Below are 24,244 nucleotides of genomic sequence, written 5' to 3' on the forward strand. Positions count from 1 at the left end.
CCTCAACCCGCCGCCAGCCGCTCCGCCGTCCGCTCCTCGATCCGCTTTTCCAGCATGAACAGCGGCATCGTGCCTTCTTCCAGAATGCCATGGAACCACGGCAGGCTGAACTTGTCCCCCAGCGCCGCTTGCGCTTTCGTGCGCGCCGCAACCCATGCGGTGTGGCCGATCTTGTAGCTGCACGCCTGCCCGATCAGCACGCAATAGCGCTCCACCTCGCGCTGGCTGCGCGCCTCAGCAAAGCCGGTGGTAGCGACCAGATAGGCGGCCGCCTTCTCGCGGCTCCAGCGATAGTGGTGAATGCCGGTATCGACCACCAGCCGCGCCGCGCGGAACAGGAACGATTGCAGGTATCCGGCCCGCTCCAGCGCGGAATAGCCGCCCAGTTCGTCCGCCAGCTGCTCGGCATAAAGTGCCCAGCCCTCGCCGTGCGCCGAAAGGAAGAAGTTCTTGAGATAGAGCGGAAGCGCGCCGGCTTTCTGCGCATAGCCACCCTGCAAGTGGTGCCCCGGGATGCCTTCGTGATAGGTCAGCGAAGGCAGCGAATAGCGCGGCCAATCGCCCACCGACTTGAGGTTGATCCAGTAGATCGCCGGGCGCGAACCATCGAGGCTGGCGCTGTAGTAGTATCCGTTCGAGGCCCCATCCTGAATCTCCACCGGCACGCGGCGGATTTCCAGCGGCTCGCTGGGATAGTTCGCAAAGGCCTGCGGCAGCTTCTTCGCCATCGCCGCGATACCCGCATTGAGCGAGGCGATCAGGTCCGCCCGGCCCGCGTCCGTATCGGGGTAAAGCTGGTCCGGCGCATGGTTCAGCGCGGTCAGCCGCTCGCCCACCGTGCCCTTGGTATAGCCCGCGGCCTTGAGGATCGCATCGAGCTTGCCGGTAATATCGGCGACCTGCTCAAGCCCGATCTTGTGGATTTCCTCGGGGCTCAGCTTGGTCGTCGTCGCCTCGGCCAAGGCCGCCGCATAGATCGCATCGCCGCCGCGCACGCGCCATGCGCCGTCGCCCGCCGGGGTCTTCATGCGCAGCGACCGCACCAGCGCGATCTGCCGGTCGAGCGCGGGATAGACATCGCCGCCAACAATCTTAGCCGCCTGCGCCGCCCAGTCGCCGGGAATCGCCTTGGCCGTGGTACGCCGCGTTAGCGAACGCACAAGCGCGCTTGCCTCGGGCGCCGGCCCGCGCAGCTTGGCCAGCTGGCCGAGCGCCAGATCGAGCGACCAGCGCGGCGCGATCACCCTGCGCGCCGCCAGCCGCTTCTGGCCCAGCGTGTCCTCATCCAGCGCAAAAGCAAAGGCCTTGAGCCGTGCAAGATAGGCCTCGGCATCCGCCGCCGTCTCAACCGGATGCTGGCTGTCGAGCATGTCCGGCACTTCGAAATAGACGCCCTGCTGCTGCGTGATCGGATAGGGCTGCTGCACGCTCTCGATGCCAAACGGCACGCCCGCCAGCCGCCGCTCGAACATGTAGGCAAGGAGCTCGCGCTGCCGCTGCACCCCGGGGCTGAGGCTTGCAGGATCGACCCCGCGCATGGCGGCAAGCCCGGCCCGGTTGAACGCCTGCTTGGCTGCGCGGCCCGCCTCGCTACCGTCATCGAGCCGCGAACGCAGCGCCGCGCGCACACCGGTATCGAGCCCAAGCCCGGTCGCGTGCTGCGGTGTCAGCAGCAGATTGTCGTAGAACAGCCGGTCGGCCAGCCCCGCAAAAGCGGCATCGCCGGGCGCCGCAACCGCAGCTGCAAGGGACTTTGCAGGCAGCAAGGTCGTCAGCGCGGCAGTCGCCGCTCCGGCAAGAAATTCACGTCTTTCCATGGACTAAGCTCCGCACTGCGAAAGAACCAATCTGGTGGCATATTCCGCTGCCGGGAGGCAAGTGGTCCACCGGGGCGGGCAGTGGAAATCATCACGGCATGCCGTAAAACCCTGCCACCCGGTCGAGCGCCAGCTCCAACACCAGCTTGCCGCTACGCGCGGGCCAGGCCAGCGCTTTCTCCGCCACCGGCACGCCTTCCCCGGCGCAGACCACCCGCCAGAGGATATCGGCGAGCCCCGGCCCCGCCGCCGCGATCGCGCCATCGAAGCGGCGCCGCGCGGCAAACTGCCGCTCGCCCGCCGTCAGGCCCGGCTCGCCGCCAGCCACGCGGACCGGGTCCCAGCGCATCGTCACCGATGGCGCGAGGTCAGCGCGCTCCCAGTCGGCACGCAGCCGCTCGCCCGCGGCAAATTGCCGGTCGCTCAGATGGCCGCGCGCGTGCAGCCAGGTCAGCGGCGATTCGGCGAGATTGACCTTCACGCTGCGCACCGCGCCGCGTACTCCGCTTGCGCCCGGACGCAGACCCGCCAGCCGCCGCGGACCTTCTTCGGTCAGTTCACGCTCCACCAGCACTTGCGCCACGGCCCTCTCCTCTCGAACAAATCAGGAACGAAGCATCTATTGCCGTAATGCTCCGCATGTAGGAAAGTACAAAACTTGCCGCATCGCACAAAAGCTGTAAAACGTAAGTATGAGGCCCCCAAGAGTGCCCCGACCATGATCAACCGCATCCGCGATATTCGTCGTCAGAAGGGCCTAACCTTGGCCGATGTCGCTGCGCGCTGCGTGCCGCCGACGACGGCGCAGACCATTGGGCGGCTGGAAACGGGCATGCGCTCGCTCTCGCTCGGCTGGATGAACCGCATCGCCGCCGCGCTGGACGTCGATCCCCAGCTGCTGGTGAAGGCAGAAGTGGACCGCGAGCCGCAGATCATCGCCCGCCTCGCCGCAAATGGCGCCGAAGCGCTCGCCAAACCGATGTCTGCGGTGTTCCCGGTCGGCCCGGGCTCGGCCCAGCTTGTCGTCCTATCGGTCGAGGCCAGCGCCGGCGAATATCGTGCCGGAGATCAGGTCTGGCTGCGGCAGATCGGTCCTGAGGATTTCGGCCGCGCGCTCAACCGCGATGTGCTTGCCCCTCGCCCCGGTGGCCGCTTCGCGTTCGGCCGGATGATCGATCGCGATGGAGACCGCGTCGCGCTGCTTCCCCCCGGCATCGGCCAGCGCCAGGTGGTGATCGATCACCCCACCTGGATCGGCGTCGCCGAATTGCTCGTCCGCTCGCTCTGATTGCCTGTGCCAGCCGCAAACACCAAAGGCCCGCTCACCCTGAGCTTGTCGAAGGGTGCTGGCGCGACGGTAGCGCCGAAGTGCTGCGACAAGCTCAGCATGAGCGGGCCTTTGCAAACACGTGTGCCCCAAACTGAGACCATGGTGTGATCCTCCGGTGAAACGCCGCCTGCTGTCGATCTCGACGCTCTATCCCGCGCCGACCCGTCCGGGTTTCGGCCGCTTCGTGGCGCGCCAGATGGAGGCGCTGGCCGCGCGGGAGGATTGGGACGTCACCGTGATCAACCCGATTGGCCTCCCCCCGGCCCCGTTCAGCGCGATGGGCCGCTACAAGCCGCTCGCGGCCATCCCCCCGCTCGAGACCAGCGGGCGCGTCACCGTGCACCATCCGAGCTTCCTGCTGGTCCCGGGCCTGTCCGGCCGTTTCAATCCCTGGGCGATCACCCGCGCGGTCCTGCCGCTGGCGCGCAAACTCCACCGCGAGGCGCCGTTCGATCTGGTCGACGCGCAGTTCTTCTACCCCGATGGCCCTGCCGCCGCAGATGTCGCCGCCGCGCTTGGCCTGCCCCATGCGATCAAGGCGCGCGGTTCTGATATCCACTTGTGGGGAGACCGCCCCGCAGCGCTCCTCCAGATGCGCCGTGCAGCCCGCAGCGCAGCGGCCGTACTGGCCGTATCGGGCGCCCTCGCGCGCGACATGAACGCGCTCGGCCTCGCCCCGCCCGGCGGCATCACCGTCCATTACACCGGGCTGGACCGCGCGCGCTTCCAGCCGCTGCCCCGCCCCGAAGCCCGCGCGCAGCTTGCCGCCCGCCTGCCCGCCCTCGCACTGCGCCCGGCAGATCGCCTCGCCGTCTGCGTCGGCGCGCTGATCGCGATCAAGGGGCAGGCGCTCGCCATCGAAGCGCTGACCAGCCTCCCCGGCGATATCCAGCTCGCGCTGGCCGGCACCGGTGCGGACGAAGCCGCACTGCGCGCCCGCGCCGCCGCGCATGGGGTGTCGAGCCGGGTGCATTTCCTCGGCGCAGTGAGCCACGAGACGCTGCCCGTGCTGCTCAGCGCCGCCGATGTCATGGTGCTGCCGTCGGAGCGCGAAGGGCTTGCCAATGCCTGGATCGAAGCGCTCGCCTGCGGCACTCCGCTCGTCATCCCGCCCGTCGGCGGCGCACCCGAAGTGGTCGATTGCCCCGCCGCCGGCCGCCTCGCCGAACGCACCCCCACCGCAATCGCCGCCGCCATTGCCGAGGTGCTGGCCGCATCCCCCGCGCAAGCAGACGTCGCCGCCAGCGCCGCCCGCTTCAGCTGGGACGCCAACGCTGCAGCCCTCGCGCAAATCTACGAAAAAGCCGCCAGCCGCTGAGGGTGCGCAACGTGCTTCGACAAGCTCAGCACGAGCGGGTAGTGATTTGAGCCATCATCCCGTCAGCTCTCTCATTTGCAAACATCCGTTCATCCTGAGCCTGTCGAAGGATGCCAGCGCTCCGTCCGCCTTCAGGCGCCTTCGCGCGCCATCCGCTCCTGCTTGTCCAGCGGGCTCTCGGTCGGCACGAAGCTCTTCGACGTCACCTTGAGCCAGATCAGGATCGGCGCCGCCATATAGATCGAGCTGTAGGTACCCACGAAAATGCCCAGCGTGATTGCCGCGGTGAAGCCGAAGATCACCCCCGGACCCAGCAGCAGCAGCGCCGTCAGCGTGATCAGCATCGAAAGCGAGGTCGCCAGCGTGCGGTGCAGCGTCTCGTTGACCGAGAGGTCGAGCAGCTCGGGCATCGGCATCTTGCGGTATTTCTTCAGGTTCTCGCGGATGCGGTCGTAGACCACGATCGTATCGTTGAGCGAATAGCCGATCAGCGTCAGCAGCGCCGCGACGATCGTGAGGTCGAACTCGATCTGCGTCACCGCGAACATGCCCAATGTCAGCGTCACGTCGTGCACCAGGCTGAACAGCGCGCCAACTCCGAACTGCCATTCGAACCGCAGCCAGATATAGGCCGCCACCGCCAGCGCCGCGAGGCCGAGCGAAAGCACCGCGCTGTGCCACAGCTCACCCGAAACCTTGCCCGAAACCGAATCAACGCCGTCAACGCGGGCATCGGCGTGCTTGGCCTTGATGTCCGCCGTGATCGTGCGCGCCATCTTGTCCGAAAGGCCGTTGTCATGATCCGCGCCCACCGGCAGCTTCATGCGGATGGAGATTTCATTGGGCTTGCCATAGCGCTGGATGATCGGCTCACCATAGCCCAGCGCCTCGATCTCACCGCGCAGCGGCCCGACCGGCGCTTCCGCGCTCTGGGTAAAGGTCACGCGGATCATCTGCCCGCCGATGAAATCGACGCCGAGATTGAGGCCCTTGGTGAACACGAGGCTGAGGCTTGCCGCCATCAGCAGCAGGCTGATCACGTAGAACGGCACACGCCAGCGCAGGAACTTGATGTTCGTGTTGTCGGGAACGAGCTTGAGAAGCTTCATCGAACCGGTTCCTTAAAGCGCGATTTCGGTGGGCCGCGCCTTGCGCAGCCACTGGGCGACCCACATGCGGGTCATGGTCACGGCGGTAAACACCGAGGTCGCGATGCCGATCAGCAGCACGATGGCAAACCCGCGCACCGGCCCGGTGCCGAACGCCGCCATCGAAAGCGCCGCGATCACGTTGGTGATGTTGGCATCGAAGATCGCGCGGCTCGCTTCCTTGTAGCCCATCTCGACCGCCTGGAACACGCGCCGCCCGCGGTGCCGCTCCTCGCGGATGCGCTCGTTTATCAGCACGTTGGCGTCAACCGCTGCGCCGATCGTCAGCACGAAGCCGGCAATACCCGGCAGTGTCAGCGTGGTCCCGATTGATGCCATGATGCCCAGGATCATCAGCACGTTGAACACCAGCGCGATGCAGGCATAGACGCCGAAGCGGCCATAAACGGCGAGGATGAAGGCCACCAGCGCCAGCGTGCCGACGCCCATCGCGATCATGCCCTTGCGGACCGAGTCCGCACCGAGGTCCGGCCCGACGGTGCGTTCTTCCACCACCTTGAGGTCGACCGGCAACGCACCCGAACGCAGCGAGATCGCAAGGTTGCTCGCCGCCTGCGTGGTGAAGCTGCCTGAAATCACCGCGCTGCCGCCGAGGATCGGTTCATTGATGTTGGGCGCCGAAAGCACCTTGCCATCGAGGATGATCGCGAAGGGCTTGTTGACGTTCTGCGTCGTCAGCTTGGCAAAGCGTGCGCCGCCATCGGTGTTGAAAGTGATCGCAACCTGCGGCTCGTTGGTCTGCTGGTTGTTGGTGACCTGCGCGTTGGTCAGCTGGTCGCCGCGAATACCTCCAAGCCGCTTGACCGCGATGGAGCCGACCGGGCCGCCGTCCTTGACCGAAGCATAAGGCACGATCTCGCTGCCCGGAGGCGCGATGCCGCGCTGAATATCGCTCTGCAGCGCGGTCGTATCGACCAGCTTGAACTCGAGCTTTGCAGTCTGGCCGAGGAGGTTCTTGAGCGCCTGCGGATCCTGCAGACCCGGCACCTGCACCACGATGCGGTTCGAGCCCGAACGGATGATCGTCGGCTCGCGCGTGCCCAGCGCGTCGATGCGCTTGCGCACCACTTCGACCGCGGTTTCCATCGCCTGCGCCACGGCAAGGTCGATGCCCTCGGGCGTCGGCGTGAGCACGAAGCGGTTGCCGTCGACGACATTGATCGTCCAGTCGCGCGCGCCGGTGAGGCCTGCACCGGTGGTCAGCGGCAGGATCGCCTCACGCACTGCATCAACCTTGGCCGGATCCTCGACGAGGAATGTCAGCGCGCCGTCACGGTTGGAAATGTCGCTGATGCGAATGTCCGGGTTCGCCTGCTTGAGCTTGTTGCGAACCGATTCGTCCATGCCTTCGATGCGCTGCTGGCGCACCTGGCTGGGATCGGCTTCGAGCAGGATATGGCTGCCGCCGGCAAGGTCGAGCCCGAGGTTGACCTTGGGCGCATAGAGCCCTGCGGGGAGCGCGATGCCCATCACCGAGACCACCGATGGCACCGCCGCGAGCGCGGCCACCAGTGTGATCGCCCAGAGCCAGATCACCTTCCAGCGCGGAAATTCAAGCATTGCGAACAGTCTTCCTGAACTGGGCCTCGCGCATCCGGAAATGGCCGGATGCGGGCCGCATCATCAATCGTTGGCGGGTGCCGATCCGGCGGGCGGGAGCACGTCACCGATGGTCGCCCGCACCGCGCGAACGCGGACATTGGGCCCCAGCTCGAGATCGACGGTCTGGTCCTCGACCTTGATCACCTTGCCGATCAGACCGCCTGCGGTCACCACCTGATCGCCCTTCTTGAGCGTGGAAATCTTGACCTGCTGCTCCTTCTGCCGGCGCATTTGCGGGCGGAGGATCAGGAAATAGAAGATCGCCGCCATGGCAACCAGCGGCAGAAACTGCAGGTACGCCGGCGGCTCGGCCGGAGTGGCAGCCGGTGCGGCCGCGGCAAGGATATGGAAGAGGACAGAACCGTTCATGGCGGGTCGGGAACTTTCGCTTGGGGCTTCTGACACTCATGGCCAGTAACGGCAGGCGCGCTAGCAGTTTGGCATGGCTTAGGCAACTTTGCGCCCATCGCATCAGCCGCAATCGCGGTGCCCCGCGCAATCGGCGATCAAGAAGCCTTGCCATCCCCCCAGACCCTGCCTATAGGCCCGCCTTCCGGTCGGGACGTAGCGCAGCCTGGTAGCGCATCACACTGGGGGTGTGGGGGTCGGAGGTTCGAATCCTCTCGTCCCGACCAATTATTTCAGACGGCGTTTCCCCCTTTCAGCGCCGCCATCAACCTCAACTTTCCCCCACAAACAAGCCAGCAAACTGCCGCCGCAGTTCGGCTTTCAGCACTTTGCCCATGGCATTGCGCGGGAACTCCGGCACAATGCGGATCGCCTTGGGCTGCTTGAAGCGCGCCAGTTTTGCGCGCGCGACCGCCTCGATGGCGGCAGGTTCGAGATCGGGCCGCGCGGCGGTCACCACCGCCACCACGCCTTCGCCGAAATCGGGATGCGGCACGCCGATGATCGCGACATCGCTCACACCGTCGACTTCGGCGAGCACCATTTCCAGTTCTGCCGGATAGATGTTGAACCCGCCCGAGATGATGAGATCCTTCGACCGCCCCGCGATGGTCACCCGCCCGCTCGCATCCTTGAAGCCGGTATCGCCGGTCACGAAGAACCCGTCCGGCCCGATCGCTTCCGCTGTCGCCTCGGGGCGGCGCCAGTACCCGGCGCACAGATTCGGCCCCCGGATCTCGATCTCGCCCACTTCGCCCGGCGGCAGTTCGGCGCGCCCTTCTCCGCCGACCACGCGCAATTCCACCCCCGGCAGCGGATAGCCGACCGTTCCCGGGATCCGCCCTTCCGGCGCATAAGGGTTGGAAGTGATCATCGCCGCCTCGGTCATGCCGTAACGTTCCAGAATGCGGTGCCCGGTGCGCGCCTCGATCTCGGCGAAGACCGACGGCAGCAGCGGCGCCGAACCACAGATCATCAGCCGGATGGTGCGCACTGCCTCACGGCCGAAATCCGCGCGCTCCAGCAGCCGCGTGTAGAATGTCGGCACCCCCATGAACACGCTGACCGTCGGCAGCAGCGCCGCCACTTTTGCCGCATCGAACTTGCCCAGCAAGTGCACCGTGGCCGCGCTGTAAAGCCCCAGATGGAGCGCCACGAACAGCCCATGCGCATGGAACAGCGGCAGGCTGTGGAGAATGCTGTCCTCATCCGAAAACCGCCAGGCCTCGAACAGCGCCGCAACGTTGGACGACAAGTTGCGGTGCATCAGCATCGCGCCCTTGGGCCGCCCGGTGGTGCCCGAAGTGAACAGGATCGCGGCAAGATCGGTCGCGGCCATGATTTCGACCGCGAGATCCGGCTCCAGACCCGCTGCCAGCGCGGGCAGCGAGCCCGAACCATCCGGCTCCAGCGTCATCCGCCTTGGGAGTTCACCCTCAGGCACCGCCGTCGCCGAGCCATGCACCAGCAGGACAGGCTCGGCGTCCTCGATCAACAAGGCCAGCTCGCTCGCGGTATAGGCCGGGTTGACCGGCACAGCGATCGCACCTGCGGCGAGCACGGCCAGATAGGTCAGCGCAAAGCCGGGCGAGTTTTCCGCCTTGATCATCACCCGGTCGCCGCGTGTGACGCCTGCCTGCGCCAAAGCCGCCCGGTACCGCCCGATCGCCGCCGGCAATTCGCCAAATGTGCAGGCCGTCTCGCCCTGCCACAACCACGCCGGCTTGTCCTCATGCCCCGCATGCCGGGCAAGGAAGATGGCAACGAGATTGGCATTCATGGCGCAAGGCTCCGCAGGAATTCGACGTTCCTTAGAACCCGCAAGGCCCCGCTGTCACCACCCGCCCGTAGCATTAATGGGTTCGCGCAGAGCCCGCAGAGATCGCAGAGCTTTCAGCGCTTGCGGCGAAGCCGCTTCAATTCATCAAGCGATCAGCAATGCGCATCGCCTGCGGCGCTCACGGCATCTCTGCGCACTCTGCGGGCTCTGCGCGAACAGATTTCTACCGCTCCCCCCAGCGCCTTCGCCATCAGCGCCTCCATCCGCGGCACATCGATTGACAGCACCACGTCCGCCTGCCCCTCATCGAGCCCCGGGCGATAGGCATCATGCCAGGTCAGCATATCCCCATAGCCGGGCCCGAACTGCACATCGAAATCGTACCACAGCCGCTCCGACCGGGTGACGATGGAAGGATCGAGCCAGACCGCCACGGCGATCTCGTCCCACATCGGAAAGCCCGGCTCCATCCCCCGCAGGAACGTCGCGACCGGCGGGCGCGCGGCCCTTGCCAGCCGCTCAACCAGCGCGGGCGAAAGCTGCGTCGCGGTCGCGGGATCAGCCGGCACGATCGTCACCTTGGGCCAGGGCGCATGCGCGGTCATGCTCGCCGCCTCAGGATCGAAGCGGATGTTGAACTCACGGCGCGGCGTATTGACGAACTCACGCGCAAAGTCAGCCGCAGACTTGCCTTCCAGCACCTGCCGAGGCGCGAGGCTCCCGCCCATGATCACCAGTTCCTTGACCAGCGAGGCAAACTCCGGATCGAGCCGCTGCGCCAGCGCCAGATTGGTCAGCGGCCCGGTCGCAAGGATCGTCACCTGATGGGGATGCGCGCGCACGGTGCGGATCAGGAACTGCGCTGCCGGCTCGCTCAGCGCCTTCAGCTTCGGATTGCCCCAGGGCAGGTCCACCGGATCGAACGGCCCGTGGTAAGGCGGGGTCGATTGCGCGGTCGGCTCGGCCCATTGCTTCATGAACGCGCCCTTCCATACGAGCTTGCCGTAAAGCGCTTCCCACCGCTCGGTCCGCGCCTCGCTGTTGAGCAACGGAAAGGTCGCGCCCTCGGCCACCGGGACTTGCGCGCGGCCGAGGAGTTCCAGCCCGCGCAGCACCATCGCCGTCGCCCGGTTGGCCCAGACATTGCCCGAAACCGTGGTGATGCCCAGCACTTCGACGCGGGGGTCCTCCAGCAGCATCAGATGCGGGATCGCGAAACCCTCGTCATCGATGATCACCTGCCGCTTCGGCTCGGCCGCCCATGCGGGGGTCGCCACCATGAGCAGAAACGCCAGAAGGAACCGCCCCACTTTCATCCCCTATTTCTGATTGCCTGTATCGGTGCGATACTTGTCAAACCATGCAAGGATCGCCGCAGCCTTGGCCGCCGATTGCGAAGGCCGCGCGGCAATCCCGCCGTGGCTGGCACCGGGCACCTTGACCAGAGCGGTCGGCACGCCCCGGATCTGCAGCGCCGAGTAATACTGCTCTGACTCGCTTACCGGGGTGCGGTAGTCCTCGCTCCCCACCACGACCATCGTCGGCGTCCTGACGTTGCCCACCAGCGAGAGCGGCGAACGGTTCCAGTAGCCCATCGGATCTTCCCAAGGCTGCTTGCGGAACCAGTAGCGAGAGGTGAAGCCCACGGCGTCCATCGTCAGCGCCTCGCTGATCCAGTTGATCACCGGCTTCTGCGCCGCCGCCGCCTTGAAGCGGTCGGTTTTGCCGACGATCCAGCTCGTCAGCACCCCGCCGCCCGAACCGCCCGTCACGAAGAGGTTGTCCGGATCGGCGACGCCCTTGGCAATCGCTGCATCCACCGCGCTCATCAGGTCGGTGTAGTCATCGCCCGGATAAGCCTTGTCGATCAGGTTCGCGAACGCGCTGCCATAAGAGGTGGAGCCGCGCGGATTGGTGTAGAGCACCGCATAGCCGTGCGCCGCATAAAGCTGGTCATCGGTCGAGAAGACCGGGCCATAGGCGCTATGCGGCCCGCCATGGATTTCGAGCACCAGCGGCAGGCGCTTGCCCGGCTGGTAGGATGGCGGCAGCACCAGCCACGCCCCGATCGTGCGCCCGTCGCTCGCCGTCACCGTGAGCGGCTCGACCCGGCCGAGCGTCTTGCCCGCGAGCAGCGTGTCGTTCAGCCGCGTCACCTGCCGCTTGCCCACGAAGAGATCCGCCGGTCGCTCGCCGCCGGTCATATCGCCCGTCCAGGCAATCACCCCGCCCTTCGAAACGCTGAAGCTGCCGCCGGTATAGGGCCGGTCAAGCTCGCCTCCGGCAAGCCCTTCGGCCAGCACCGTCAGCTTCCCCGCCAGATCGACCCGCGCCACCTTGCGCACGGCCTTGTCGTCATAGGCGACAAAAACCGAGCGCCCGTCCGCCGCCCACTGCACATCTTCGATGCTGCGATCGAGCGCAGCGGTCAGTGCGCGCGCGTTCGAGCCGTCGCGGTCCATCACGTAAAGCACCGCGGGCTGATAGCTCAGGTGCGTATCATCATCGCCGAGATAGGCGATCTTGCTGCCGTCGGGCGAAAGCACCGCGTTCTGGTCCGGCCCATAGCGCTTGGTCAGCTGCGTCAACGCCGCGCTCGCCATATCGAGCGCATAGACCTCGCTGTCGTTCGGCTCGCGCTCCCAGTCCGCGCGGCGGTTGGAGGAGAGCACCAGCGTCTTGCCATCGGGCGAGAACGAGAGCGGCCCCGAAACATCGAACTTGCCGAATGTCAGCTGGCGCGGCGCTCCGCCATCGGCCGCCACCACGAACACCTGATCGAACCCCGGCCTGATATAACCGCCGCCATCGGCGCGGTACGTCACACGGTCGATCACTTCGAGCGGCTCGGCCCACTTTGCGCCTTCGGGCTTGGCCGGCGCCGCGCCGAACTTGGTTGCCTCCCCCGGCACGTGCATCACATAGGCAATCTGCCGACCATCGGGCGACCAGGCGAGGCTCGATGGCGAGTCCGGGAGGCCGGTGATCCGCGCCGTCGCCCCGCTCTCAAGCCAGCGCACATAGAGCTGCGGAGCGCCGCCTTCCTCCGCGCCGACATAGGCCAGCCGCTTGCCATCGGGCGACCACACCGGCGCAAACTGCGAGCCCGCACCCACCAGCGGCACCTGCTCGCCGGACTTCGTATCAACTAGCCAGATCGCCGAGCGCATCTTGTCGGCCATTACATCGCCAGATTGGCGCACATAGGCGACACGCGTCCCGTCCGGGCTGATCTGTGGGCTGCTCGCCATTTCGAGGCCGAACAAGTCCGCCCCGGCAAACAGCCGCGAAGGCTGCTCGGTGGCGGCGGGCTGGGCCGAGGTCTGGGCCACGGCGGGCACGCAAGTGGAAAGCAGAAGCAGGGCAAGCGTCTGGCGAAGCATGGAGAATTCCCGAGGTATGGAGCTATGCGCCATCCTTGGCCCGCCCGCCCGCACTGGCGCAAGCGGTGTTTTAGCTGCCTGCAACAGCATCAATCGCCGCCAGATGCCGCGCCGCGTCTTCGGGCAGCAAGAAGGAGCCGGTAAAACTGTTACGCGCCAGTTGGACCAGATCCGCTCGCGACAGCCCCCGCGCCTCGGCCACCGCGCGGTAATTCTCCGCCACATAGCCGCCGAAATAGGCCGGATCGTCCGAGTTGACCGTCGCCTTCAGCCCCGTCGCCAGCATCCGGCCGATGGGATGCGCGGCGAGATCGTTGACCACGCACAGCTTGAGATTGGAAAGCGGGCAGACCGTCAGCGTCATCCCCTCGCGCGCCAGCCGCGCCACCAGCGCCTCATCCTCCAGCGCGCGGTTGCCATGGTCGATCCGGTCGACCGCCAGCACATCGAGCGCTTCGTAGACGTAGTCCGGAGGCCCCTCCTCCCCCGCATGCGCAGTCAGCCTCAGCCCCTTTGCCCGCGCCGCCGCGAATACGCGCGCGAACTTGCTCGGCGGATGCCCCAACTCGCTTGAATCGAGCCCGACCGCCGCAATCCGCTCCAGCCAGGGCTCGGCCATGGTCAAGGTCTCGAACGCTGCCTCTTCCGAAAGATGCCGCAAAAAGCTCATGATCAGCGCCGAGGTGATCCCCAGCCGTCCCTCTGCTTCGGCCATCGCCGCCAGCAGCCCTTCGATCACCGTGCCGAAGGTAATGCCCCGGTCAGTGTGGGTCTGCGGATCGAACATGATCTCGGCATGGACCACGCCGTCCGCCGCTGCCCGCTCGAAATAAGCCATGGCGAGATCGCGGAAATCCGCCTCGGTTTGCAGCACCCCCGCGCCCGCATAGTAGATGTCGAGGAAGTCCTGCAGGTTGGAAAATGCATAAGCCGCGCGCACGTCCTCGACGCTCGCATAGGGAATGCTGATCCCGTTGCGCTCGGCGAGCGCGAACATCAGCTCGGGCTCGAGGCTTCCCTCGATGTGAAGGTGCAGTTCGGCCTTGGGCAGCCGCCGGATAAAGTCCTCAAGCGCGTCCATGCCCGGCCTCCTTGTTCCATGCGCAGTGCCCCAGCACATAGGTCCGCCGCACCGCCCGGTCATCACCCAGCACCTGCAGCGCAAACAGCCGCTCCGCCAGCGTTGCCCCCGCCATGCGCCGCGCCATCAGCGGCGTTGCCGCATCATCGAGCACCGCGAAATCGGCTTCCTGCCCTTCAGCCAGCATGCCAACGTCCCGGTCGATATGAAGCAGCCGCGCCGAGCCCCCCGTCGCCAGCCACAGCGCGCGGAAGGGATCGAGCACATACCCCCCCGGCAGCCCCGCCTGATAGGCAAGGCCGCCGTTATGCAGCAGCGAAAGCGATGTTCCCGCCCCGATATCCGAGCCCAGCCCCAGCCTTACCCGATGCCGCTCGGCCTGCGCAAAATCGAACATGCCCGAGCCCAGAAAGAAGTTGGAACTCGGGCACACCGCAATCCCCGCGCCCGTCTCCGCGAGCCGAGCGCAGGACCGGTCCGGCAGATGCACCCCATGCGCAAACACCGAACGGTCCGTCACCAGGCCAAACCGGTCATAGGCATCGAGATAATCGACTGCCTCGGTAAACCGCGCTGCCACTTCGGCGATCTCCACGGTATTCTCGGCCAGATGCGTGTGGAGCAGCACGCCGGGATGCGCGGCGAGCAATTCGCCCGCCATCGCCAGCTGTTCATCGCTCGACGTCAGCGCGAAGCGCGGCGTCACCGCATAACCCAGACGGGCGTGCCCATGCCACTTCGCGATCAGCGCCTCGCTCTCGGCCTTCGCCTCTTCCACCGTGTCACGCAAACCGTCCGGCCCCAGATCCATCAGTACCTTGCCGCAAACCATGCGCAGGCTCCGCGCTTCCGCCGCCGCAAAGAACGCCTCGACCGAAGCCGCATGAACCGTCCCGAACACCAGCGCACTCGTCGTCCCGTGCCGCAGCAGCTCGTCCAGAAACGCCTCCGCCACGCTCGCCGCGTGGACAGGATCGGCAAAGGCCTTCTCCGCCGGAAAGATGTGCCGCTCCAGCCAGTCGAGCAGTTGCTCGCCATGGCTCGCGATCCGGCCCAATTGCGGATAATGCACATGCGCGTCGATGAAGCCGGGCACGATCAGCCCGTCCAATCGCTCCACCACCAGCCCTGGAAAGCGCGGCGCCACATCGGCAAACGGCCCCCGTGCCAGCACGCGTCCGGCTTCCACCACCAGCAGCCCGTCCGCTTCATGGCGCACCGCATCGGGCGCTTCCGCCGGATCATGCGAGAGGCTGAGTATCTCGCCGCGAAAGCCATGCAGCGTCATGCCGCCACAGCCCGCACCGCGGCCACCGGTGGCAATTGCAGCAGCTGCGCCAGCAGGGCGACGGCGATCACATCAGGCTCCTTCCCCGTCACGCCGGGCAGGCCAATCGGACAAGTGAGCCGCCCCCGCGCCTCCGCCGAAGCCCCGTCCCGCTCCAGCCGCGCCAGAAACCGCGCCCGCTTGGTCTGCGATCCGATCAGCCCCGTGAACGCGAGCGGAGACCGCCGCAGCGCCGCCAGAGTCAGCCGGTAATCGAGCGCGTGGTCATGCGTGAGGATCACCAGCGCCGCCTCATCCGGCGCTTCCACGACGCATTGTTCGGCCGCGCTTTCCGGCACCACCGTCACGCCCGCAATCATCTCGAACACCGGCCGCGTATCGAACCACGCGAGCCGGATAGGCAGCCCATCGACATGGCGCGCAATCGCCTGCCCGACATGCCCCGCGCCAAACAGATAGAGTGGCCGCCGGAAGCCCCCGATCACTTCGGCGAGCCGCGAACCCTCGCGCGGTTTGTCCCCCCGCGCCGAGAGCGAAGCCGCCGGCCCATCGGTCACCCGCCGCTCGATCCCCCGCTCGCGCAGCACGCTGACCAGCACGCGGCCCTCGCTCGCTTCCGCCTGCCAGCTCAGCGTGTCCCGGTCCACATGTTCCACCAGCAGCCGCACCCGCCCGCCGCAGCATTGCCCCAGCATTGGCCCCAGCGGATAGTCCTGCACTCGCCAGGTTCCCGGCGCATGGTCCAGCACGCTGCGTGCCTGCTCCACTGCGCGAAACTCGAGCGCCCCGCCGCCAATCGTGCCGGCAAGGCCGTCCATCGTCACCAGCATGCGCGTGCCCGCCCCGCGCGGCGCGGAGCCTTCGGTCGCCAGCACGCTCACCATCGCGACCGGCCCGGCCGCCGCCAGCCGTGCCAGATCGTCGAGCCAGCCCGTCACGCCCGCATCCCCGCAAGCGCGCGCAGCACGGCCTCGGGCGTCGCCGGCGCATCGAGCTGCGGAAGCTCACGCACTTCGGGCGCGGTCGCCGCAATCGCGGCCGATATCGCGCAGAACACCGAATTGGCGAGCATCAGCGGCGGCTCGCCCACCGCCTTGGAGCGGTGGATCGTCGGCTTGTCATTCGCGCCGTCCCACAAGTCGATCCGCATCCGCTTGGGCCGGTCCGAAGCTGTCGGCACTTTGTAAGTCGCAGGCGAATGGTTGAGCAGCCGGCCCTTGGCATCCCACTCGACCACTTCGGTCGTCAGCCAGCCCTGCCCCTGCACGAAGCCGCCCTCGATCTGCCCCCGATCAATGGCGGGATTGAGCGAGCGGCCCACATCATGGAGAATATCAACCGCCAGCACCTTGTGCTCGCCCGTCAGCGTATCGAGCACCACTTCCGAAACCGCCGCACCATAGGCGAAATAGTAGAACGGCCGCCCCCGATGCGAGGCACGGTCATACTCGATCTCCGGCGTCGCGTAGAACCCGGTGGACGAGAGCGAAATCCGCCCCAGCCAGGCTTTGCGCGCCGCCTCGGCAAACGAAAGCTGCGCCTCGCCCGCAATCACGCCGCCGGGCGTAAACCGCACGTCATCCGCCGCGCAGCCGAACACCCCGGCCAGAAAGTCCGCCATCCGCGTCCGGATCGCCATGGCAGCGTGCCACGCCGCCATGCCGTTGAGGTCCGCCCCCGAACTGGCCGCCGTCGCCGAAGTGTTGGGTACCTTGTCGGTCCGCGTCGCCGTGATCCGCACCGTATCCGCGCTCACCCCGAACACATCGGCCACGATCTGCGCGATCTTGATGTGCAGCCCCTGCCCCATCTCGGTCCCGCCGTGGTTCGCCTGGATCGAACCGTCCGCATAGACGTGCACCAGCGCGCCCGCCTGATTGAGGTGCGTCGTCGTAAAGCTGATGCCGAATTTCACCGGCGTCAGCGCGATGCCCTTCTTGAGCACCGGAGAGCCCGCATTGAACGCCGCAATGCTCTCGCGCCGCGCGTCATAGCGCGCAGTTTCCCGCAACTGGGCTATAATTTGCGGGGCGATGTTGTCTTCGATTGTCATGCCATAGGGCGTCAGCTCGCGCCCCGGCCCATAGAGATTGCGGATGCGCACATCGAGCGGATCAAGCCCCAGCCGCGCCGCCACATGATCGCACACCCGCTCGATCGCCAGCATCCCCTGCGGACCGCCAAAGCCCCGGAACGCCGTCGCCGAAACCGTGTTGGTCTTCAGCCGTTCGGACAGGATCTCGACCTCCGGCAGGAAGTAGCAGTTGTCCGCATGGAACATCGTCCGGTCGTTGATCCCGGGCGAGAGGTCCATCGTCGCCCCGCAGCGCCCGCCGAACCGCAGCTTGACCCCGCCTAGCCGCCCCTCGGCATCGTGGCCAACCTCGTAGTCCACTTCGAAATCATGCCGCTTGCCGGTCACGATCATGTCGTCATCGCGGTCGCAGCGGAACTTCGCTGGCCGCCCTGTATGATGCACCACCAGCGCAGCCGCAGCGGCAAACAGCGCGGCCTGGCTTTCCTTGCCGCCGAATGCCCCGCCCATCCGCCGTACTTCCACGGTGACGTCAGCGCTCGGTCTCCCCAGCAGATGCGCCACAAGATGCTGTACCTCGCTCGGATGCTGGCTCGAGGATACGACATGGATCTGCCCGTCCTCGCCGGGGCGGGCATGGGCGACCTGCCCCTCCAGATAGAAATGATCTTGCGCCCCTATCCGCAGCGAACCCGCCAGGCGATGCTCCGCCGCCACCAGCGCCGCCTCGGCGTCGCCCCGCGCCATGCGTTGGTCCGCCTCGATCCGCTGGCCCGCCGCGCGCGCCTGCTCCACGGTGATGGCCGGCTCCAGCGGCTCATACGTCACTCGCCCCAGCCGCGCCGCCTTGCGCGCCGAAGCCCGCGTTTCCGCTGCCACCAGATAGACCGGCTGGCCATGGCTTACGACTTCGCCATCCGCGAGCACGCGGTCGTCATGCGCGATCGGGCCGACATTGTTCTCGCCCGGAGTATCCGCCGCCGTATAGACCGCGACGACCCCGGGAAACGCCCGCACGGCATCCAGATCCAGCCCCACGATCCGCGCCCGCGCCTCGCTCGAAAGCCCGAAGGCCAGGTGCAGCGTGCCCGGCAGCTCCGGCTCGTCATCGACATAGCGCGCCAACCCCGCCACATGCAGATGCGCGCTGTCATGCGGCAGCGCCGGCATCGCGGCTTCGGGCCAGAGCGGATTGCTCTCCGCCATCAGCAGGGCTCCACATCGAGCACTGAAACGCCCACGCCCTGCTCGCGGTGCCACAGCCGCCACAGCAAGGCCGAAGCTGCCTCGATCCGGTAGGCCGCGCTCCCGCGCACGTCGCTCAGCGGGCTGAAATCCCGCTTCAGCGCCTCAGCCGCCGCCGCAATCGCGCTTTCCGCAAAGGGCTGACCGACCAGCGCCGCCTCGCACCCGGCCGCCCGGCGCGGTGTCGCTGCCATGCCGCCGAACGCCACTCTCGCAGCGGTAATCGCACCCGCCTCCACCGTCAGCGCAAAGGCTCCGAGAACCGCCGAGATATCACTATCAAACCGCCGCGAAAGCTTGGAAACATGCACAACACTGTTCGCACCGGGACGCGGCACGAACACGCTCTCGACAAATTCCCCCGCTCGCCGGTCCTGCTTCCCGTAACCCTGGAAATACTCCTCCAGCGGCATCGTCCGCCGCCCCGAAGCCGAGCGCAGTGTCAGCTGCGCCCCCAGCGCGATCAGCGCCGGCGGCCCATCCCCGATCGGCGAGCCATTGGCGATATTGCCGCAGACCGTCGCGGAAGACCGCACCTGCAGGCCCCCGATCCGCCGCACCAGTTCACCAAGATCCGGGTGCAACCGTTCAAACGCCCCATGCACCTCGGCATAGCGCACGCCTGCGCCGATCCGCAGCCCCTCCGCCGTCTCCTCGATGGCCTTGAGGTCCGCCACATCGCCGAGGAACACCACCTGTTCGAGATCACGCAGCCCCTTCGTCACCCACAGGCCCACATCGGTCGCCCCGGCGATAATCCGCGCTTCCGGATGCGCCGCCAGCACATCCGCCAGCTCGTCCGAAGAACGCGGCACAAACCACTGCCGACCCTCGAAAACACCGCTGGCCATGGCATCCCCGGCGAGCCCGTCCAACCCCGCGAGCGCCGCGCCATCGTCCTGCGCCACCCTCGGCACCGCCTGACCGGCTTCAAGGATCGGGCCATACCCGGTGCAGCGGCACAAGTTCCCCGCAATCGCATCCGCCACCGGCAATTCGCTGCCCAGCGCGCCGATCGCCCGCCCATGGAGCGACATCACGAAGCCCGGCGTGCAAAACCCGCATTGCGAGCTGCCGTTCGCCGCCATGCACGCTTGCAGCGGACCGAGGCGCCCGCCCGGCGCAAGGCTCTCCACCGTCATCACCGCCTTGCCATGCACCATTGGCAAAAACAGGATGCAGGCATTGACCGCGCGCCACTGCACTTTGCCATCCACAGCCTCGCCCACCAGCACCGTGCAGGCCCCGCAATCGCCTTCTGCGCAGCCTTCCTTGGTACCCATCCGCCGCAGCGGCCCGCGCAAGGTCTCGAGCAGCGTGCCTGTCGGATCGGGCGCCGCCAGCTCCACCACTGCGCCATCAAGCAGGAAGCGCACCGTCACGGCTCAGCTCCCCCGATACGTCGAATAGGCAAACGGCGAGACGAGCAAAGGCACATGATAGTGTCCATCGTCCGAGATCCCGAACGCGATCCGCACATCGCCCAGAAATGGCGGATCGGGCTGCGCGACGCCTTCACCGGCGAAGTATTCCGCCACCGCAAAGGCCAGTGCATAGCGGCCCGGTGCCAGTTCCGGCAGGCCGGGACAGCGGCCGTCCGCGTTGGTCTCGCCCGCAAACAGCGCCTCGCCGTTGGCATCCTCCAGCCACAGCTGCATCCCCGCTGCAGGCCTGCCCTGCATGGTATCGAGCACATGGGTCGAAAGCGTGGTCATCAGGGTGCTCCTGCCTCGATCCAGCGGCCCAGCGTCTCGCGCTCGGCCTTGGTCATCCCGGTCGTGTTGCCCAGCGGCATGATCTCGGCGTCGACCGCCACTTTCTTCACTCGCGCCGCGAACTGGCGGGCATGTTCGTGGCTATCGAGCATCACCCCCAGCGGCGGCGCGGTGACGAGATCGCTGGTCGGCTTCTCGGCATGGCAGGCCGCGCAGTGCTTCGCGAAGATCGGCTGGACGCTCGCCCAATCCGCCGAGCCGCCTGCCGGCCGCACCGCGCCCGCCTTTTCTGCCGAAACATACGTCACGCTCACCAGCGCCAGCACCGCCGCGGTCAGTATCGCACGCCCCTTCGGCTGCCCCCGGTGCCGCAAGTTGAACACGTGCCGCACCGCCACACCGGTCGCTCCCAGCAGCGCGAGCACCAGCCAGGGCCGCTCCGCGCCGAAGGTCATCGCGTAGTGGTGGCTGATCATCACGAACAGCACCGGCAGGGTCATGTAATTGTTGTGCAGCGAACGCGCCTTCGCCGCCTTGCCCAGCGCCGGATCGGGCACGTCGCCCTTCATCAGCGCGGCCACCACCTTGCGCTGGTTGGGGATGATCACGAAAAACACGTTCCCGACCATCGCCGTCCCGATGATCGCGCCGACATGCAGGTAAGCCCCGCGTGCGCTGAAAATCTGGCACAGCCCCCAGGCCGCGGCGACCAGCACCGCATACCACGCCGCGCCGAGCACCCGATCATCGCGCCCCAGCGCCGAACGACACAGCCCGTCATAGACCAGCCATCCGCCAACCAGCGCCGCCGCCCCGATCCCCGAGGCTTGCAGCGGCGTCATCGCCGCCTTGGCCGGATCGATCAGGAAGCTCGCCGCACCCACCCAGTAGACCAGCACCAGCAGCAAAAAGCCGGTAATCCACGTGGTATAGGCCTCCCACATGAACCAGTGCAGGTCCTCCGGCATCTGCGCGGGCGCGACCTGATACTTCTGCTTGTGGTAGAACCCGCCGCCATGGACGGACCAGACCTCTCCGGAGGCCTCACCGGATTTGGGCGGCACCAGATGGTTGTCGAGCCACACGAAATAGAACGAGGAACCGATCCACGCGATGCCCGCAGTCAGGTGAAACCAGCGAATCGCCAGATTCAGCCACTCGCCAAGGTCGATGCTGATGGCCAGGTTCACCGCGCATCCTCCAACCTGAGGCGAACGATCTCGCCGATTTGCGCGATGGCTGTCGCGATTTCGGTATCCCGATCATGCGCCAGCCTGGCTTCCATCGCGCTCAGGATCCCGGCCTTGTCCATCAGCCGCACGCAGATGATGAACGGAAAGCCGAATTTCTCCCGGTAGGCCGCGTTGAGCGCATGGAACCGCGCGAATTCTTCCTCGCTAAGCCGGTCCAGCCCTGCGCTCGCCTGCTCCGCGGCTGAAGCTTCGGTCAGCGTCCGGTCAATCGCCGCCTTGCCGGCAAGCTCCGGGTGCGCGCGGATCAGGGCCAGCTGCTCCTCCGGGCGCGCCGCATTGACAACCGCCATCAGGTCCGCGTGCCGGTCCCCGCTCGAAGGCGAGGCATCCGCCCGCGCCTCGACCCACGGACTATGTTCGAACAGCGCCGTCACGAGGCTGCTCCTTCGAGGCTGACATGCGCGGAAACGACCTTCCAGCCCTCCGCAAACCTGACCCAGGCCTGGCTCTGACGCCCGCGCCGCTCGCTGCCCTCGCGGAAAAACTCCGCATCAGCCGTGGCGAAACTGTCCCCATAAACCGTGATCGCGACATGCCCCAGCCGCCGCTGCGGCGAACCGCCGCGCCCTTTGCGAAACTCGCGGATCGCTTCGATCCCCCACAGCACCTCACCCACGCCGAACCGGTTGGTCGTCGGCGCATCATGAAACAGCGCGTCCATGGCAGGCAGATCGTCCGACATCAGCGCGCGCTCGTATTCGGCAAAAGCCGCCGTCACTTCGGCGAGCAGGACCGGATCGTTGAGGATCATGCGGGATGCTCCGCCGCCCAATGCCGCGCAATGTCGATCCGCCGCGCGATCCACGCATCCCCGCTCGCGATCACGTGATCGACGAACCGCGCCACTGCCCGCGCCCGCCCCGGCCGCCCGGCAATCCGCCCATGGAGGCCGACCGACATCATCCGCCCGCCTTCCTCGCGCAGTTGCTCAAAGGTATCGTGCAAGTATCTGAAAAACTGCTCGCCCTCGGTAAATCCGTTGAGCGCCACGATCTTCATGTCATTGGCATCGAGCGAATAGGGCACGATCAATTGCGGCTTGCCGTGCCGCCGGTCCCAGTAGGGCACGTCATCGGCATAGCTGTCCGCATCGTAGAGAAAGCCGCCTTCCTCAACCACCAGCCGCGCCGTGTTGGGCGACGTCCGCCCCTGATACCAGCCCAGCGGCCGCGCGCCGGTCAGTTCGGTGTGCAGCGCAATCGCCTTGGCAATATGCTCGCGTTCCACGTCCTCCGGCACATACTGGTAATCGATCCAGCGATAACCGTGGCTCGCCACTTCCCAGTCCGCCGCCAGCATCGCCTCAACCGCCGCCGGGTTGGCCGCCATCGCTGCCGCCACGCCGAACACCGTGACCGGCACACCCCGCTCGGCAAACAGCCGGTGCAGCCGCCAGAACCCGGCGCGGCTGCCGTATTCGTAGAGGCTTTCCATCGCCATTGCCCGCGCCGGATGGCTCGCCGCGCCGACCATTTCCGAAAGGAATGCTTCGCTGCCCTTGTCCCCATTGAGGACCGAATTCTCAGCGCCTTCCTCGTAATTGATGACGAACTGCACAGCGATTTTCGCCCCGCCCGGCCAGCGCGCTTCAGGCGGCTTCGCGCCATAGCCGACGAGGTCGCGAGGGAGGGTCATGCCGCTTCCCACGCTGCCAGGGCTGCTGGCACCGCAGCGCCCAGCGGAACCGCATGTCCCGCCGCCGTCAGACACGCCTCAAGCGCGCCCAAAGTCAGCAGCACTTTGTGCTTCATCGCATTGTAGCCCATCGCGCCGAGCCGCCAGACCTTGCCCTGCAGCGGCCCGAACGCGGTGCCGATCTCGATCTCGAAATGATTGCGCATCGCCGTGCGGATCGCTTCGCCATCGATGCCTGCGGGGATATGCACACCCGTCACATTGGTCATCCGGTAGGCGTCATCGCCAAACACGGTGAGGCCCATCGCGCGAACACCCGCAGTCATCGCCGCGCCCGCCTTGCGGTGCCGGGCAAAGCGCTTGTCCAGCCCCTCGCCCAGCGCCACTCGCGCACATTCGCGCGCGGCATAGAGCATCGAAGTCGCCTCGGTATGGTGGTTGAGCCGCTTCTCGGACCAGTAGTCCATGATCATCGCGAGATCGAAATAGTTGGACGGAATGCGCGGCCCCGCCCCATCCGCAATATCTGCACGCCGGATGCCCTGCTCGACATGCCGCCGCGCAAAGATGCGCTCCGCCGCGCGGTCCGAAATCGTGATCGGCGCCGAGCCCGAAGGCCCGCCAAGGCACTTCTGCAGCCCCCCCGTCACCACGTCGACGCCCCAGCGATCCGCCGCGATCTCCATGCCCCCCAGCGTCGCGCAGGCATCGACATAGGCATAGGCTCCCGCCGCCTTGCACAACGCGCCCAGCCCCTCGAGCGGCTGCGCCATGGTCGTCGAAGTATCGCCGTGCACGGTGGCGACAACCTTCGGTCCGAACCGCTCGATCGCCCCCGCAATCGCCTCCAGCGGCACGACTTCGCCCCAGGGCGCGCTCACCGTCTCGATATTCGCGCCGATCCGGGTCAGGATTTCCGTCAGCAGCAGCCCGAAGCGCCCGAAATTGACCACCAGCACCGTATCGCCCGGCTCGACCAGGCTGACGAGCGAGGCCTCGATCGCAGCGCGCGCGGTGCCATCGATCAGCATGGTCCAGCGGTTCTCGGTGCCGAACACCGGGCGATAGAGCGCCATGACCTGGTTCATGAACCCGGTCATCTCCGGATCGAACTGGCCGAGCAGGTCCGCCGCCATTGCGCGCAGTACGCGCGGGTGCGCATTGACCGGCCCCGGCCCCATCAGC

The 24,244-nt window shown here is 66.8% G+C and carries 21 protein-coding genes and 1 tRNA gene; 3 read left to right on the forward strand and 19 right to left on the reverse strand.

Annotated elements, in window-relative coordinates; translation table 11 throughout:
- Positions 1-2 precede the first annotated feature (2 nt).
- Both ACO056_RS13770 and ACO056_RS13775 read right to left on the reverse strand, forming a co-directional pair.
- Positions 3-1,817 (reverse strand): DUF885 domain-containing protein, encoded by a 1,815-nt coding sequence (locus ACO056_RS13770; protein ID WP_421847663.1) that lies wholly within the window; start codon positions 1,815-1,817, stop codon positions 3-5.
- A gap of 91 nt (positions 1,818-1,908) precedes the next feature.
- On the reverse strand, positions 1,909-2,400 hold the full coding sequence (locus ACO056_RS13775) for a DUF6456 domain-containing protein (RefSeq protein ID WP_421847665.1): 492 nt from the start codon (positions 2,398-2,400) through the stop codon (positions 1,909-1,911).
- A gap of 135 nt (positions 2,401-2,535) precedes the next feature.
- Here ACO056_RS13775 and ACO056_RS13780 point away from each other — a divergent pair, with 135 nt between their 5' ends.
- Positions 2,536-3,105 carry a helix-turn-helix domain-containing protein gene (locus ACO056_RS13780; RefSeq protein ID WP_421847667.1) on the forward strand — a complete coding sequence of 190 codons (570 nt, stop codon included), beginning with the start codon at positions 2,536-2,538 and terminating at the stop codon, positions 3,103-3,105.
- A 157-nt stretch (positions 3,106-3,262) separates the two neighbouring features.
- On the forward strand, positions 3,263-4,465 hold the full coding sequence (locus tag ACO056_RS13785) for a glycosyltransferase (RefSeq protein ID WP_421847669.1): 1,203 nt from the start codon (positions 3,263-3,265) through the stop codon (positions 4,463-4,465).
- 131 nt (positions 4,466-4,596) lie between these two features.
- Here ACO056_RS13785 and secF read toward each other — a convergent pair whose 3' ends face one another.
- The 3 genes from secF to yajC all read right to left on the reverse strand — a co-directional run bounded on the left by secF (position 4,597) and on the right by yajC (position 7,605).
- The gene (gene secF / locus ACO056_RS13790; RefSeq protein ID WP_421847671.1) at positions 4,597-5,574 is read right to left on the reverse strand and encodes a protein translocase subunit SecF; all 978 of its coding nucleotides are present in this window, start codon (positions 5,572-5,574) and stop codon (positions 4,597-4,599) included.
- 12 nt (positions 5,575-5,586) lie between these two features.
- Positions 5,587-7,194 (reverse strand): protein translocase subunit SecD, encoded by a 1,608-nt coding sequence (gene secD / locus ACO056_RS13795; protein ID WP_421847673.1) that lies wholly within the window; start codon positions 7,192-7,194, stop codon positions 5,587-5,589.
- Positions 7,195-7,257: 63 nt separating this feature from the next.
- Positions 7,258-7,605, reverse strand: a complete 348-nt coding sequence (gene yajC / locus ACO056_RS13800; RefSeq protein ID WP_421847675.1) for a preprotein translocase subunit YajC — start codon at positions 7,603-7,605, stop codon at positions 7,258-7,260.
- A 189-nt stretch (positions 7,606-7,794) separates the two neighbouring features.
- Here yajC and ACO056_RS13805 point away from each other — a divergent pair.
- A tRNA-Pro gene (locus ACO056_RS13805) sits at positions 7,795-7,871 on the forward strand.
- 44 nt (positions 7,872-7,915) lie between these two features.
- Here ACO056_RS13805 and ACO056_RS13810 read toward each other — a convergent pair.
- The 14 genes from ACO056_RS13810 to ACO056_RS13875 form a co-directional block, all read right to left on the reverse strand.
- Positions 7,916-9,424 carry an AMP-binding protein gene (locus ACO056_RS13810; RefSeq protein ID WP_421847677.1) on the reverse strand — a complete coding sequence of 503 codons (1,509 nt, stop codon included), beginning with the start codon at positions 9,422-9,424 and terminating at the stop codon, positions 7,916-7,918.
- Between the two features lie 152 nt (positions 9,425-9,576).
- Complete coding sequence (locus ACO056_RS13815) at positions 9,577-10,740, reverse strand: nucleoside hydrolase (RefSeq protein ID WP_421847679.1); 1,164 nt, start codon at positions 10,738-10,740, stop codon at positions 9,577-9,579.
- A gap of 3 nt (positions 10,741-10,743) precedes the next feature.
- Positions 10,744-12,807, reverse strand: a complete 2,064-nt coding sequence (locus ACO056_RS13820; protein WP_421847681.1) for a prolyl oligopeptidase family serine peptidase — start codon at positions 12,805-12,807, stop codon at positions 10,744-10,746.
- A gap of 70 nt (positions 12,808-12,877) precedes the next feature.
- Positions 12,878-13,888: an adenosine deaminase gene (locus ACO056_RS13825; protein ID WP_421847683.1), complete on the reverse strand. Its 1,011-nt coding sequence runs from the start codon at positions 13,886-13,888 to the stop codon at positions 12,878-12,880.
- Positions 13,875-15,176, reverse strand: a complete 1,302-nt coding sequence (gene guaD, locus ACO056_RS13830) for a guanine deaminase (RefSeq protein ID WP_421847685.1) — start codon at positions 15,174-15,176, stop codon at positions 13,875-13,877. The genes ACO056_RS13825 and guaD overlap by 14 nt, the downstream gene beginning before the upstream one ends.
- Positions 15,173-16,114 (reverse strand): xanthine dehydrogenase accessory protein XdhC, encoded by a 942-nt coding sequence (gene xdhC / locus ACO056_RS13835; RefSeq protein WP_421847687.1) that lies wholly within the window; start codon positions 16,112-16,114, stop codon positions 15,173-15,175. Before xdhC ends, guaD begins: the two co-directional genes overlap by 4 nt.
- Complete coding sequence (xdhB, locus tag ACO056_RS13840) at positions 16,111-18,417, reverse strand: xanthine dehydrogenase molybdopterin binding subunit (protein WP_421847689.1); 2,307 nt, start codon at positions 18,415-18,417, stop codon at positions 16,111-16,113. The genes xdhC and xdhB overlap by 4 nt, the downstream gene beginning before the upstream one ends.
- Complete coding sequence (gene xdhA, locus ACO056_RS13845) at positions 18,417-19,838, reverse strand: xanthine dehydrogenase small subunit (protein WP_421847691.1); 1,422 nt, start codon at positions 19,836-19,838, stop codon at positions 18,417-18,419. Before xdhA ends, xdhB begins: the two co-directional genes overlap by 1 nt.
- 3 nt (positions 19,839-19,841) lie before the next feature.
- Positions 19,842-20,171 carry a hydroxyisourate hydrolase gene (gene uraH / locus ACO056_RS13850; RefSeq protein ID WP_421847693.1) on the reverse strand — a complete coding sequence of 110 codons (330 nt, stop codon included), beginning with the start codon at positions 20,169-20,171 and terminating at the stop codon, positions 19,842-19,844.
- Positions 20,171-21,361 carry a urate hydroxylase PuuD gene (locus ACO056_RS13855; RefSeq protein WP_421847695.1) on the reverse strand — a complete coding sequence of 397 codons (1,191 nt, stop codon included), beginning with the start codon at positions 21,359-21,361 and terminating at the stop codon, positions 20,171-20,173. Before ACO056_RS13855 ends, uraH begins: the two co-directional genes overlap by 1 nt.
- Positions 21,358-21,798 (reverse strand): 2-oxo-4-hydroxy-4-carboxy-5-ureidoimidazoline decarboxylase, encoded by a 441-nt coding sequence (gene uraD, locus ACO056_RS13860; protein WP_421847697.1) that lies wholly within the window; start codon positions 21,796-21,798, stop codon positions 21,358-21,360. The genes ACO056_RS13855 and uraD overlap by 4 nt, the downstream gene beginning before the upstream one ends.
- Positions 21,795-22,175: an oxalurate catabolism protein HpxZ gene (gene hpxZ, locus ACO056_RS13865; RefSeq protein WP_421847699.1), complete on the reverse strand. Its 381-nt coding sequence runs from the start codon at positions 22,173-22,175 to the stop codon at positions 21,795-21,797. The genes uraD and hpxZ overlap by 4 nt, the downstream gene beginning before the upstream one ends.
- Positions 22,172-23,059, reverse strand: a complete 888-nt coding sequence (gene puuE, locus ACO056_RS13870; protein ID WP_421847701.1) for an allantoinase PuuE — start codon at positions 23,057-23,059, stop codon at positions 22,172-22,174. Before puuE ends, hpxZ begins: the two co-directional genes overlap by 4 nt.
- A complete protein-coding gene (locus tag ACO056_RS13875; RefSeq protein WP_421855513.1) occupies positions 23,056-24,240 on the reverse strand; it encodes a pyridoxal-phosphate-dependent aminotransferase family protein in 1,185 nt (394 codons plus the stop codon). The genes puuE and ACO056_RS13875 overlap by 4 nt, the downstream gene beginning before the upstream one ends.
- Positions 24,241-24,244: the final 4 nt, after the last annotated feature.

The sequence above is a fragment of the Novosphingobium sp. genome (assembly GCF_965228995.1).
Lineage (GTDB): Bacteria > Pseudomonadota > Alphaproteobacteria > Sphingomonadales > Sphingomonadaceae > Novosphingobium.

What these genes read in the sequence shown, in the direction of transcription:
- hpxZ (WP_421847699.1), bottom strand. Translation starts at nt 22,175, where the DNA reads ATGATCCTCAACGATCCGGTCCTGCTCGCCGAAGTGACGGCGGCTTTT.
- ACO056_RS13780 (WP_421847667.1), top strand. Translation starts at nt 2,536, where the DNA reads ATGATCAACCGCATCCGCGATATTCGTCGTCAGAAGGGCCTAACCTTG.
- ACO056_RS13770 (WP_421847663.1), bottom strand. Translation starts at nt 1,817, where the DNA reads ATGGAAAGACGTGAATTTCTTGCCGGAGCGGCGACTGCCGCGCTGACG.
- xdhB (WP_421847689.1), bottom strand. Translation starts at nt 18,417, where the DNA reads ATGGCGGAGAGCAATCCGCTCTGGCCCGAAGCCGCGATGCCGGCGCTG.
- secD (WP_421847673.1), bottom strand. Translation starts at nt 7,194, where the DNA reads ATGCTTGAATTTCCGCGCTGGAAGGTGATCTGGCTCTGGGCGATCACA.
- ACO056_RS13825 (WP_421847683.1), bottom strand. Translation starts at nt 13,888, where the DNA reads ATGGACGCGCTTGAGGACTTTATCCGGCGGCTGCCCAAGGCCGAACTG.
- ACO056_RS13815 (WP_421847679.1), bottom strand. Translation starts at nt 10,740, where the DNA reads ATGAAAGTGGGGCGGTTCCTTCTGGCGTTTCTGCTCATGGTGGCGACC.
- secF (WP_421847671.1), bottom strand. Translation starts at nt 5,574, where the DNA reads ATGAAGCTTCTCAAGCTCGTTCCCGACAACACGAACATCAAGTTCCTG.
- ACO056_RS13820 (WP_421847681.1), bottom strand. Translation starts at nt 12,807, where the DNA reads ATGCTTCGCCAGACGCTTGCCCTGCTTCTGCTTTCCACTTGCGTGCCC.
- ACO056_RS13810 (WP_421847677.1), bottom strand. Translation starts at nt 9,424, where the DNA reads ATGAATGCCAATCTCGTTGCCATCTTCCTTGCCCGGCATGCGGGGCAT.
- guaD (WP_421847685.1), bottom strand. Translation starts at nt 15,176, where the DNA reads ATGACGCTGCATGGCTTTCGCGGCGAGATACTCAGCCTCTCGCATGAT.
- ACO056_RS13875 (WP_421855513.1), bottom strand. Translation starts at nt 24,240, where the DNA reads ATGGGGCCGGGGCCGGTCAATGCGCACCCGCGCGTACTGCGCGCAATG.
- puuE (WP_421847701.1), bottom strand. Translation starts at nt 23,059, where the DNA reads ATGACCCTCCCTCGCGACCTCGTCGGCTATGGCGCGAAGCCGCCTGAA.
- uraH (WP_421847693.1), bottom strand. Translation starts at nt 20,171, where the DNA reads ATGACCACGCTTTCGACCCATGTGCTCGATACCATGCAGGGCAGGCCT.
- yajC (WP_421847675.1), bottom strand. Translation starts at nt 7,605, where the DNA reads ATGAACGGTTCTGTCCTCTTCCATATCCTTGCCGCGGCCGCACCGGCT.